Below are 12811 nucleotides of genomic sequence, written 5' to 3' on the forward strand. Positions count from 1 at the left end.
CTTGAAGGGGAGGGGATAAAAACTAAGCACCCTCTCCCTCAGGGAGAGGGTCCGGGTGAGGGTGGGGTTGTTTCATCCTGAGCCTCATTTTCATGTACCTTTGTGAGCCGAAGGCTCATGAGGGTTCATCCGAAAATACCCCCCCATGCCCCCCTTGAACAAAGGGGGGGATTTTCATTTCCCTTTGTAAGTGCCCAGTTCATAATGTCTCTTACTTCTTACATCTTACTTCTTACGTCCCCAACTCTATCTCATCCCCTTTAAACACCGGCCCATCCTTGCAAACAAGCAGATATCCATTGTCTTTCTTTTTTACAACACATCCCATGCAAAGTCCTATTCCACAGGCCATTGCGGATTCAAGGGAAACGTAGGTTTCTATACTGATATGCTCATCCGAAAATCCTTCCGGCGGGGTAAGAAAACCCCGCCTATCCATTTCTATGAGGATAGGCGGGACATTTTTGTCCTGCTGATTTTCATGCCCCTTTGTGAAACACTGGATAGTTTGCCGTTCTGTAAGTTCCAATACCTTTCTTAGCATTGGAGTAGGGCCGCAGGCGTAAACCGTGATTCGCGTATGTGCCCCATCACTGTTAATTTTGTGGAGATACTCATGCAGTGCATCGGTTACATATCCCTTTGTACCTATAGAGCCGTCATTAGTAGTGAGGAAAATATTAGAAGTAAGGGACTTCAATTCTTCAACACATAGCAGATCTTCTTGACCTCTGCCGCCTAAAAAAACTTTAATCGTAGTTTCAGGATTAGATGATTTTATTGTTTCAATGAGACAAAGCATGGGTGCTATGCCTATGCCGCCGGCGATGATAAGGGTTTCATCCGAAAATACCCCCCCCATGCCCCCCCTTAAACTAAGGGGGGGATTTTCATTCTCCTTTGTGAGTCCACGGCTCATGAGCGGTTCATCCGCAATTCCATCCTGCGGGGTTGGAAAACCCCGCCTATCCACATTATCAAGGATAGGCGGGACATTCTTGTCCCGTTTATTTTCTCCGATTGGAAATCCATTGCCAAGCGGGCCGAGGAGTTCTATGTAGTCGCCTTTTCTCAGGTGTGTAAGGAGGTCTGTTCCCTTACCGACAACTTTATAAAGTATCTCAATGCTTCCATCCATTGCCTGCCTATGGATGCTGAATGGTCTTGATAGAAGCGGGTCTGTAATGGTATCTGAAGATGTGACCCTTATCATTACAAACTGACCGGGTAATATGTGTAATCTTACCGGCGGTAGGATTATAAGTTTAAAGTATTGTCCCTGCAGACATGAATTTGAAAATACCCTTGCTTTCATTCCTCGAAGGAGATTCCTTGTATTTCATATTCTCTATCACCTGCAGGGGCTTTGATGGTAACGATATCGCCGATCCTGTTTCCTATCAACGCCTTACCCACAGGAGAGGCTAATGATATTCTACCGTTTTTTAAATCCACCTCATCTTCTCCGACAATCTTATATTTCTTGGCCTCACCCTTGAAGAGGTCTATTAGTGATACTGTAGCACCGAACACAACCTTATCAGATGTGAAAGACGATGAGTCAATGACCTCAGCAGTTGCAATCTTATATTCCAGTTCCTGCATACGTCCTGCAATAAAGGACTGTCTCTCTTTTGCGGCTGAATATTCTGCATTTTCAGAGAGGTCTCCATGTGCCCTTGCCTCAGCAATATCCTGTATATTTTTAGGACGCTCAACCTTTTTAAGCCGTTCAAGCTCTTCCTTTAATTTGTTAAACCCCTCTTTTGTCATCGGCCTCTTCATCGTTGCCCCTCCGGTTTCCTTTCTGTTTTTTCTAACTTCTTGCTTCTAACTTCTTACTTCTGCTCACTGCTTACTGCTTACTGCTTACTGCTTACTGTCTTTTATGATACTCTTGCAGACTCTTTATTTCAATTGCCCTTTCTTTCAAAGCCTCTATCCCGCTCACTGCTGCCTTTGCTCCGGCCATTGTAGTGTAATATGGGATACCCTTCAGAAGTGTCGTCCTTCTTATTGAATAAGAATCATTCTTTGCTGTCTTATCTCCTACAGTGTTTACCACCATTGCTATGTCGCCATTTTTGATGTGGTCTACAATATCCGGCCTTCCTTCTTTTACCTTGTTTACTATACTGACATTTATACCATTTTCGATCAGGTAATTTGCAGTTCCACGTGTTGCCTCAATGTTGAAACCTTCTTTAATAAGCCTCACCGCAATTTCTGTACAGGCCGGTTTATCCTTATCTTTTACACTAATAAATACCGTACCTGAGACAGGAAGTGCAAGTGATGCGGCTGACTGTGCCTTTGCAAATGCCGCACCGAAATCAGTGTCAATACCCATTACCTCGCCTGTAGACTTCATCTCCGGGCCTAACAATGTATCCACACCGGGGAACTTTGAAAATGGGAACACAGCCTCTTTAACTGCAATATGCTGTATCTCCTTTTCCTTGTCAAAACCCAGGTCTTTTAATTTTTTTCCAACCATCACCTTTGCGGCAAGCTGTGCAAGCGGTACCCCGATAGCCTTGCTCACAAAGGGTACAGTCCTTGATGCCCTCGGATTAACCTCTAATACATACAATATGTCTTCTTTAATTGCAAACTGGATATTCATGAGTCCGATTACATTAAGTTCTCTTGCAAGTGCATAAGCCTGCTGTCTGATATTCTCCTTCATTTCAGAAGTGATGGAAAAAGGCGGAATAGAGCAGGCACTGTCACCTGAATGTACGCCTGCCTCTTCAATATGTTCCATTATCCCGCCGATTACAACATCATCCCCGTCAGAGATTACATCAACATCAATCTCAATTGCATCTTCAAGGTATTTATCTATCAGGACAGGATGTTTGGGAGATGCCTTTACTGCATGAGTGATATATTCACGCAGGCCCTTTTCATCATAAACAATCTCCATTGCACGGCCGCCGAGTACATAAGACGGCCTGACAAGAACAGGATAGCTTATCCTATCAGCAATCGCAACCGCCTCTTCTTCAGACCGTGCTATTCCGCTTTCCGGCTGTCTAAGACCAAGTTTATTTAAAAGTTCACGGAATCGTTCCCTGTCTTCTGCCCTGTCTATGGCATCAGGAGATGTCCCAAGTATCTTAATCCCAGCCCTTTCAAGCGGGACTGAAAGTTTAAGCGGGGTCTGCCCCCCGAACTGTACTATAACTCCAATCGGTTTTTCTATGCGGATTATGTTTAACACATCTTCTTCTGTTAATGGTTCAAAATAAAGTCTGTCTGATGTATCATAGTCAGTGCTGACAGTCTCAGGATTGCAGTTTACCATTATAGTCTCGTAACCCGCATCTTTTAAGGCAAAGGCACCGTGCACACAGCAGTAATCAAACTCAATCCCCTGTCCAATCCTGTTTGGGCCTCCGCCAAGGATAATGACCTTGTTTCTGTCGGTAGGCTTTAATTCACAATCATTAAATGTTAACCCCATCCCCACCCTGTCCCTCCCCTTGAAGGGGAGAGAATTTTCATCATGTTGAACCTTATAGAACGGTCGTTCATACGTTGAATACAGATATGGTGTGTGTGCCTCAAACTCCGCGGCACATGTGTCCACCCTTTTATAAACAGGATAAATTCCCTGCTCCTCACGAAGTTTCCTTACCTCACCCTCACTGATTTCAAGAAGCTCCGAAATCCGGTGATCAGAGAATCCAAACTCCTTAGCCATGCGAAGAGAATCTTCCTTCAGCCTTCCGTCTTCCTGCTCCCCGCTTCTTACTTCTTTTATCTTACTTCTTACTTCTTGCATCTTGCTTCTGATTTCTTCCTCCGCTTCAACAATCTCCCGTATCTGCTCAAGGAACCACGGATCTATATTTGATATTCTGTAAATATCCGCAACACCCATCCCGCATCTCATTGCATCAGCCACATACCACAGCCTCTCCCAGTTTGGAATCTTTAATTTTTCTTTTATAAGCTCAATAATATCCGTAAATTCTTCTAACTTCTTACTTCTAACTTCTAACTTCTGTTCTCTTACTTCTTGCTTCTTACTTCTTGCTTCAGCCTCGCTAAAACCATACTTATCAATCTCCAGCGACCTTATTGCCTTTTGCAATGACTCTTTAAATGTCCTGCCGATTGCCATAACCTCACCGACTGATTTCATCTGTGTAGTCAGGGTCTGGTCAGCCTGCGGGAATTTCTCAAAGGTAAACCTTGGTATCTTTACAACTACATAATCTATCATAGGCTCAAAGGATGCAGGGGTGACACGTGTTATATCGTTTCGTATCTCATCAAGCGTATATCCTACCGACAGTTTTGCAGCAATCTTTGCAATGGGAAAACCGGTTGCCTTTGATGCAAGTGCAGAACTGCGCGACACCCTCGGATTCATCTCAATTATAGTCATATCCCCATTTGCCGGGTTTACAGCAAATTGAATATTAGACCCGCCTGTCTCCACTCCGATCTCGCGGATAATCTTGATCGCTGCATTACGCATTATCTGATATTCCTTATCCGTAAGGGTCTGGGCCGGTGCAACTGTAATGCTGTCGCCGGTATGGACTCCCATTGGATCGAAATTCTCAATGGAACAGATAATAACCACATTATCAGAAAGGTCGCGCATCACTTCAAGTTCATACTCTTTCCATCCAAGAAGAGACTGTTCAATAAGAATCTCTCTCATCGGGCTTGCATCAAGCCCCCATTTCACAACCTCCTGATACTCTTCTATGTTATATGCAACACCGCCGCCTGTACCACCCATAGTAAAAGAAGGTCTGACAATTAAGGGAAATCCAATACCTTCAGCAATCTTCAGTGCCTCATCAACAGACTTCGCGACACCGCTTCTCGGTACAGACAACCCTATCTTAATCATTGCCTCCTTGAACTTCTCCCTGTCCTCTGCCTTATCAATGGAGTCGTATTTCGCACCTATAAGTTCCACACCATACTTATCCAACACTCCACTGCGGAATAGTGCTGATGCAACATTTAATGCTGTCTGTCCCCCCATAGTAGGAAGGACTGCATCAGGTCTCTCCTTTTCAATAATCATCTCCACGATTTCAGGTGTAATAGGCTCAATGTATGTACTGTCCGTAAACTCAGGGTCTGTCATAATAGTCGCAGGATTACTGTTTATCAAAACCACCTGATAACCCTCTTCCTTCAGTGCCTTGCATGACTGCGTCCCGGAATAGTCAAATTCACAAGCCTGTCCAATAATAATAGGCCCTGAACCTATAATCAGTATCTTTTTAATGTCAGTACGTTTTGGCATATATCTATTAACCCCATCCCCACCCCAACCCTCCCCCATAAATTAAAAAGTCGGGGAGGGAATTCTTGTCTTGCATCTAACTTCTAACTTCTTGTTTCTAACTTCTTGCGTCTTGCTTCTAACATCTTTCTCCTCTCATCATCTCCCTAAACCTGTCAAACAGATACCATGAATCATGCGGACCCGGGGATGATTCAGGGTGGTATTGAACAGAGAACACCGGGTATCTCTTATGGCGCATCCCCTCTACTGTCTGATCGTTCAGGTTTATATGTGTCAGTTCAACATCACTTCCTATAGAATTTATATCCACTGCAAAGTTGTGATTCTGAGCGGTTATCTCTACCTTCCTAGTTGACAGGTCCATCACAGGTTGATTTCCCCCATGATGGCCGAACTTCAATTTATAGGTCTTCCCGCCGAGAGCAAGACCTAAAATCTGATGACCAAGGCAGATACCGAAAATAGGTTTCCTTCCAATAAGTTTCCTGATATTTTCTATGCTGTATGTAACAGCCTCAGGGTCACCGGGGCCGTTTGATAAAAGTATACCGTCCGGATTCATTGACAATACATCCTCTGCCGTTGTAGATGCAGGCACTACTGTTACATCACAACCGTATTGTGACAGCATACGAAGGATGTTCCACTTAACGCCGAAGTCGTAGACTACTACGTTGAAGCTAAGCTCACCCTCCCCCTGCCCCCCTCCCGTCAAGGGAGGGGGAATTTTAAAATGAATTCGTCTCCCCTCCCCTTGTGGGGGGAGGCAGGAGGGGGGGGGGATGAGAGGGGGATTTTCTTCCCATTTGTATGCTCTCTCACACGTCACCTCTTTAACCAAATCATGCCCTACAATTCCGGATGCTGATTGTGCCTTTCTGACCAGTTCTTCGGGACTGTTATCATTAGTAGAAATAACCCCCTCAATGGAACCTGTATCCCTGAGCAGACGTGTAAGTGCACGCGTATCAATACCTTGGATACCAACAACACCATATCCTTTCAGATACTCTTGAAGTGTCTTCTGCGAACGCCAGTTGCTCGGATACTGTGCCGCCTCTTTTACAATAAAGCCCGATAAATGTGGTCTTGAAGATTCAATATCTTCTTCATTGACACCATAGTTTCCTATGTGTGGATATGTCATTGTTACCATCTGGCCTTTATATGAAGGGTCAGTCAGTATCTCCTGATACCCGGCCATACTCGTATTAAACACAACCTCTCCGCCTGCCTCACCCTCAGCACCAAAGGAGTATCCTTCAAATATAGTTCCATCAGCAAGAGCTAATATTGCCTTTTTGTTTTTCATCATAAAAACCCCATCCCCACCCTAACCCTCCCCTTGAAGGGGAGGGAGACTATTTCTTGCTTCTGCCTTTCTCCTTCTTACTTCTTACTTCTAACTTCTATCCTCGATAAACAATGCTACCCGCTACGATAGTTGTATTCACTTTTCCTTTCAACTTCTGCCCATAGAATGGTGTATTCCTACTCTTTGATTTTATGTTCTCAGCTTCCACAACCCATGTTGTATTTGGGTTGATAATCGTTACATCTGCAACCGCCCCTATCCCAAGGGATCCCTTTTCTACACCAAGTATTTGAGCAGGCCTGACCGACATCATGACGATCAAATCTCTCAGTGATAATTCACCTTGTTCAACAAGTTGGAAAACAATCGCAAAGGCTGTCTCAAGTCCAATTATGCCGAATGGTGCATAGTCAAACTCCCTTTCCTTCTCTTCCTGCGAGTGAGGGGCATGGTCTGTTGCTATTACATCAATGGTTCCATCCTTAAGCCCTGCTATTACAGCATTAACATCTTTCTTTCTCCTTAGCGGAGGCTTCATCTTTGCATTGGTGTTATAACCCCTGACAGCCTCATCAGTAAGTGCCATGTAATGGGGGCAGGTTTCAGCAGTAACATTTATACCCCGCTGTTTCGCCTGGCGTACAATATCAACAGAGCCGCTTGTACTTATATGGGCAATATGGACATGAGAACCTGTAAGTTCGGCGAGTAAAATATCCCTTGCAACCATTACATCTTCAGATGCATCCGGTATTCCCCTCAACCCAAGTTCTGTAGAAACCGAACCTTCATTCATAACACCATCTTCTGTCAGGCTTATATCTTCAGAATGAGAGATAACCGGCAACTGAAACATCTTAGCATATTCCAATGCCCTTCGCATTACCAGACTACTCATAACCGGTTTCCCATCATCAGATACAGCCACACAGCCTGCCTCTTTAAGCTCAGCCATCTCAGTTATCTCTAAACCTTCACAGCCCTTAGTAATTGCACCAACCGGCAGTACGTTCACGAGTCCCTCTGTCATCGCCTTGTTTATAATAAATTTAGTCACAGACTGGGAGTCATTTACAGGCTTGGTGTTCGGCATACAGCAGATAGTAGTGAAACCGCCTGCAGCCGCGGCCATAGTCCCGGTCTTTATAGTCTCCTTGTACTCATACCCGGGTTCGCGCAGATGTGTATGCATATCAATAAACCCTGGAACTACAAGCTGACCGGTGGCATCTATAGTCTCAACTCCTGCATCTGGAGAAAGGTTGCAGGCAATCTTAGAAACCCTTCCTTCCTGAATAAGAATATCAGCAATCTCATCTATATTATTTGCCGGATCTATTATGCGGCCGTTTTTGATTAGAATGTCCATAATGGTATATCCTTCGTTCACTCTCCCCCTGCCCCCTCCCGTCAAGGGAGGGGGATAATCTTGTGATTTCCCCTTGAAGGGGAGAGAATGTTTTTCCTGCTTCTAATTTCTTGCTTCTGCTTTTCTTAGTCTTACTTCTTGCCTCTAACTTCTATCCCTGTTTCCACTCAGCAAATACAACGCTGCCATCCTCACTGCGATCCCATTTGTAACCTGTTCAAGTATTACAGAAGACAGCCCGTCAGCAACCTCCGGTGATATTTCTATACCGCGGTTGATCGGGCCTGGGTGCATCACCATGACGTCCTCTTTTGCATATTTTACCTTCTCAGCAGTTAAGCAGAATAGTCTTGCATATTCCCTGAGGCCCGGAAAGTAATTCTTGCCCTGGCGTTCTAACTGAATCCTCAACACCATTATTACATCAGCATCTTTAATTGCTTCAGTAAGATTATAATAAACAGAAACGCCTGATAATTCTATGTCAACCGGAATAAGGGCCGGAGGGGCGGCTACACACACCTCTGCACCAAGCCTCGTCAGGCCATATATGTTCGACCTCGCCACACGACTGTGAGTAATATCACCGATTATCACAACCTTTAACCCTTCAAGCCTCCCCTTTTTTTCACGAATGGTAAACATGTCAAGCAATGCCTGTGTGGGGTGTTCATGAAAACCGTCCCCTGCATTGATAACTGAACTTTTAAGTTGTTGAGCAAGCAGGTGTGGTGCGCCTGATGCGGAATGGCGGATAACAATAAAGTCCGACCTCATTGCCTCTATGTTTCTTGCAGTATCTAGAAGCGTCTCCCCTTTAGTGACACTGCTGGTTGAAACAGAAAAGTTTATTACATCAGCAGAAAGCCTCTTTGCCGCGAGTTCAAAGGATGTCCTTGTCCGAGTACTCGGTTCAAAGAAAAGGTTCACCACTGTTTTACCACGCAACGTTGGGACTTTCTTTATATCCCTTCCTGTAACTTCTTTAAATGACTCAGCAGTATCAAGGAATAAATTTATCTCATCCCGATCTAATCCCTTTATCTCAAGCAGGTCTTTTCTATTCAATTCCACTTTGCACCTTCAGCCTAAGGTGAGCCAATGCTCACCCTCCCCCTACCCCCTCCCGTCAAGGGAGGGGGAATTCTTGTTTTGCTCCTTATTTCTTAATCTTGCTTCTAACTTCTTGCTTCAGCCTTCAGTCTATCCACCTTCAGCCTGCCTTACTTCTGCTCACTGCTTACTATCTTATTCCCTGATAACAACCCTGTCTTCATTCCCCTCTTCAGACAGCAGGACTTTTATCTTTGCTGTTACGGAGGTGGGGACATTCTTTCCTGCGTAGTCTGCCCTTATTGGAAGTTCCCTGTGTCCTCTGTCTATCAGCACAGCCAGTTGAATCATGTCAGGCCGTCCAAGGTCCATTAAGCCATCCATTGCGGCCCTTATAGTCCTTCCTGTGTAGAGGACATCATCCACAAGCACAACAATCTTGCCTGAGATATCAAATGGTATCTCAGTCTTCCTCAATGCCGGATGTCCTTTCTTGGTCATAACATCATCCCTGTAGAGCGTTATATCAAGTATCCCGACAGGTACATCTGATTTTTCAATCTCCATTATCTTAGCTGATAAACGTTTTGCAAGATGGGCGCCGCATGTACGAATTCCCACAAGCACAAGCCCGTCCGTCCCATGATTCCGTTCAATTATCTCATGGGCGATACGGTTAAGCGCCCTTCCAATGCCTATACTATCCATGATTATGTTTTCTTGCATATTCATCCGAAAATCCCTCCGGCGGGGTAAGAAAACCCCGCCTATCCATATCAACGAGGATAGGCGGGACTTTCTTGTCCCGCTGATTTTCATGGCCCTTTGTGAACCCTGGTTCATGTGGGTTCATCCCAAAATAACCCCAAGTAAGCAGTTAGCAGTTAGCAGATAGCAGATAAAGACCTGCCTTTACTGTTCACTGCTCACTGCTTACTGTTTACTATTTTCATTGCCCTTTGTGAAACCCCGTTTCATGACGTTTCACGCAAAAAAAAACCTCCTCACCTATTTTCAGATGAGAAGGTTTTTATCGTTATATTAGTGTAATTCTTGTTTAACATTTCCATTTCCTTCTTAGCCTCACCGGGCTAAATTAAAGGTTGACTTACATTATTATACTTAGGCAGAATTGTCAACAAAAATATTTACATCTAAAATCACTTTTCTAATTCAGCCTTCCACTCCTTAACTGAGAGTTTGTCCCAATCTGTACCGGAAACCACTACTGATCCTGGGAATCCCTCTGTACCTAATGCCAGATTCATTCCAAGTTCTGCCGGTCGGCTGGCCCCTGTCAGGCTGCCGGGATTTACCTTTGCCTTTATTTCAAATTTACCGCTCGCAGGAGTATAGTAGTCACCTACATGAATATTCAAAGGAGGCTGAATCCCTATTGTTAGAATTATTGTCTGATCAGGGGTCAATTCAAATGGGAGAGTAAGTGTAATCTCACCATCTTCATCAATTTCGTACGGTACTGATGTTGTAACATTACCTGAACTATCTATTGAAACAATTATATCTTTAATCTGCAGTGTGACCGGTTCTGTAATACTTCCCAGCTTAAGCGATAATGCTGTCTGGCTAATGGCAATAAATTCAGTTTCTAAATGAACCAGACCTGAGTAATTAAATTTTGTTCCCTTCCAATGGATAAAGAAGTCCTGGATACCGGTTCCTGTAGGATTTGCCTTATATTCCCATTTTTCCCCATCACTTCCTTTAGCCGTAAAATTTACAGTTTGATCTAAAATGCCGGACTGTCCGGCAAGGTCAAGCCCTGTTCTGCCGACAGGCGATACTTCTCCCAATAAAAGCCCTACCGGCAATGCAAGCTTCCCGTGTAATTTAACCTCTGCCATTTGCCCAGATGTCTTTGGCCAGTCTACCTCTGCCTTCTCTATCATAAACATGGAGAGATGTGCAGGGTCTAATGTTACTCTAATTGTATCAGTACCTTCTGCTCCGGCTAAATCAATTACCTTCAATGTAATATCATGAACACCCATAATCAGATCAGTTACTATTGTTATACCTGTTCCCAAGAGCCTTTCTCCTTCAAACCAGCGGTATTGTACAATATCATCCTGAGTTCCATGTAGTGAATCCGGATCAGTTGAGCCGGCCCCATCAAGTACAACCGGACACGATGCCCCGGCACACTCCAGATGAAGGTCTATTCCGGCATTCGCAACAGGAGGCCGGTTAACATTATTAACTGTTATATGCACCGGCATAGAGACCGTACTCGTTCCATCACTAACGTAAAAGATTACATCAAAGAAGCTGTTGAACTGGTATGTTGATACATCATAAGAAGGAGTATAATGGAATATTCCGGTTAATGGATCAATAGTTCCATTCAATGGTAATCCATCTGCCCAATAGGTTAATCCGCTTCCTGAAGGGTCGTTAGGATCAGAGGCGCTGATATTGAATACGAGCATCTGTCCTTCCTGAACTATTTGATCGGATATTATATCCAAAACGGGCGGTGGATTTACAACTGTTACACTCGCAGTACATATACTCTGATTGCCGGCAATATCCGTTGCTGTAAAGGTAAGAGTTGTCTGCCCGATCGGGAAGAAGTCAGGTGCATTATTAGAAATAGATATTACATGGTTTATGTCTATAGCAGTTGCCCCTGTAAGGAATGTCTGAATACCCGAAGCATATACAGGTGCACCGGTAAGTTCCATCGCAAGTATCTCTGTATCTATTGGACAATTAATGATAGGAGGAGTTTTATCAATATTTATGCTTATTGAAGCGACAGCACTGTTGCCTGCAATATCAACCGCGGTTCCAGTGATTACCTGTCCTTCTCCTTCGTCACTAACCGTTACAGGTACAGGACATACGGCAATACCGGAATCTGCATCAGAGCAGGCAAAGGATGCGGTTACAATGGTATTGTTCCAGCCTGCTGAGTTAGGCACTGGCTGCAAGGTTATTCCAATAGCAGGCGGAGTTGAATCAGAAAGCTGAATTACTGCATACGTGGAGAAATGCGACACGTCTATAGTTAGTGTATTTAATACCGAATCTCTAACAGATGGGATGAGTTCATATATTCCTGAAGATGGATTATATAAGTACACCCCAAGGTTTGTATTCTCATACTGTTCATCGTAATGGAAGACCAGAGTAACCTGGCCGTTAAATTGAATACCATCAGGAATTAATACATATTCTGCTATTAGCTCTCCACCGCCATTATCCGTTTCTACAATAAGATTGCCCGGATTTAATACCGGTTGTGCAATGGTAATAGTGGTGTCTGTTGTTACAGTACCCTGAGGTATCTGAATATCCATCGTATTATCCATCGTACTGAACGTTCCGCCTGCTGTGCCGATATTAGAGCTTCCATCAGTAGGCGGAATTAATGGATCAGGTTCTGACATTACAGGATCCAGAGGATAAGCATCTGCCACGTCTCCAACGCCGTCATTGTCGGAATCAAGTTGATCCGGGTTATAAACCTGCGGTGCGTTGTCAACCGTATTAGGTACATTGTCTCCATCAGAATCTCCTAAGAATGATTGACACCACATGCAATCATTAGTCAGGTTATCCATATCCACCAACACACCTGAACCATCCTCTGTCCAGAAGCGCAGCCTCGTACGTACTTCCTCAGAACCAGGCCATATACTGTTGTTGCCGGCCCAGAAAGGCACCCTCAGCCACACCTCATGCCACTGACCATCCGCAGGCAACAGGTCAGTCCAGTAGTTCATCCACATGTTCATCACAGGATCATAATTCTGGACATACATAC

General features: G+C 44.3%; 9 protein-coding genes. All 9 read right to left on the minus strand.

The window, feature by feature from the left end; all coding sequences use genetic code 11:
* Window positions 1–232 precede the first annotated feature (232 nt).
* A complete protein-coding gene (locus HZA08_13050) occupies window positions 233–1315 on the minus strand; it encodes a dihydroorotate dehydrogenase electron transfer subunit (protein ID MBI5194351.1) in 1083 nt (360 codons plus the stop codon).
* On the minus strand, window positions 1312–1785 hold the full coding sequence (greA, locus tag HZA08_13055; GenBank protein ID MBI5194352.1) for a transcription elongation factor GreA: 474 nt from the start codon (window positions 1783–1785) through the stop codon (window positions 1312–1314). The genes HZA08_13050 and greA overlap by 4 nt, the downstream gene beginning before the upstream one ends.
* A 91-nt stretch (window positions 1786–1876) precedes the next feature.
* Window positions 1877–5281, minus strand: a complete 3405-nt coding sequence (gene carB, locus HZA08_13060) for a carbamoyl-phosphate synthase large subunit (protein ID MBI5194353.1) — start codon at window positions 5279–5281, stop codon at window positions 1877–1879.
* 118 nt (window positions 5282–5399) lie between these two features.
* Window positions 5400–6596, minus strand: a complete 1197-nt coding sequence (gene carA, locus HZA08_13065) for a glutamine-hydrolyzing carbamoyl-phosphate synthase small subunit (protein ID MBI5194354.1) — start codon at window positions 6594–6596, stop codon at window positions 5400–5402.
* 97 nt (window positions 6597–6693) lie between these two features.
* Window positions 6694–7968, minus strand: coding sequence for a dihydroorotase (locus tag HZA08_13070; protein MBI5194355.1), 1275 nt, complete (start codon window positions 7966–7968; stop codon window positions 6694–6696).
* A gap of 144 nt (window positions 7969–8112) precedes the next feature.
* Window positions 8113–9042, minus strand: coding sequence for an aspartate carbamoyltransferase catalytic subunit (locus HZA08_13075; protein MBI5194356.1), 930 nt, complete (start codon window positions 9040–9042; stop codon window positions 8113–8115).
* Between the two features lie 174 nt (window positions 9043–9216).
* Entirely contained in the window at window positions 9217–9753 is a 537-nt protein-coding gene (gene pyrR / locus HZA08_13080) for a bifunctional pyr operon transcriptional regulator/uracil phosphoribosyltransferase PyrR (protein MBI5194357.1), read from the minus strand.
* On the minus strand, window positions 9722–9874 hold the full coding sequence (locus HZA08_13085; GenBank protein MBI5194358.1) for a hypothetical protein: 153 nt from the start codon (window positions 9872–9874) through the stop codon (window positions 9722–9724). Before HZA08_13085 ends, pyrR begins: the two co-directional genes overlap by 32 nt.
* A gap of 307 nt (window positions 9875–10181) precedes the next feature.
* Window positions 10182–12782: an HYR domain-containing protein gene (locus HZA08_13090; GenBank protein ID MBI5194359.1), complete on the minus strand. Its 2601-nt coding sequence runs from the start codon at window positions 12780–12782 to the stop codon at window positions 10182–10184.
* Window positions 12783–12811 lie beyond the last annotated feature (29 nt).

It is taken from the genome of Nitrospirota bacterium (genome assembly GCA_016212215.1).
GTDB lineage: Bacteria > Nitrospirota > 9FT-COMBO-42-15 > HDB-SIOI813 > HDB-SIOI813 > JACRGV01.

Bases quoted from the DNA above. Each gene is read 5' to 3' on its own strand.
- greA (MBI5194352.1), bottom strand. From the start codon at position 1,785: ATGAAGAGGCCGATGACAAAAGAGGGGTTTAACAAATTAAAGGAAGAG.
- pyrR (MBI5194357.1), bottom strand. From the start codon at position 9,753: ATGAATATGCAAGAAAACATAATCATGGATAGTATAGGCATTGGAAGG.
- HZA08_13070 (MBI5194355.1), bottom strand. From the start codon at position 7,968: ATGGACATTCTAATCAAAAACGGCCGCATAATAGATCCGGCAAATAAT.
- HZA08_13085 (MBI5194358.1), bottom strand. From the start codon at position 9,874: ATGAACCCACATGAACCAGGGTTCACAAAGGGCCATGAAAATCAGCGG.
- carA (MBI5194354.1), bottom strand. From the start codon at position 6,596: ATGAAAAACAAAAAGGCAATATTAGCTCTTGCTGATGGAACTATATTT.
- carB (MBI5194353.1), bottom strand. From the start codon at position 5,281: ATGCCAAAACGTACTGACATTAAAAAGATACTGATTATAGGTTCAGGG.
- HZA08_13050 (MBI5194351.1), bottom strand. From the start codon at position 1,315: ATGAAAGCAAGGGTATTTTCAAATTCATGTCTGCAGGGACAATACTTT.
- HZA08_13090 (MBI5194359.1), bottom strand. From the start codon at position 12,782: ATGAACATGTGGATGAACTACTGGACTGACCTGTTGCCTGCGGATGGT.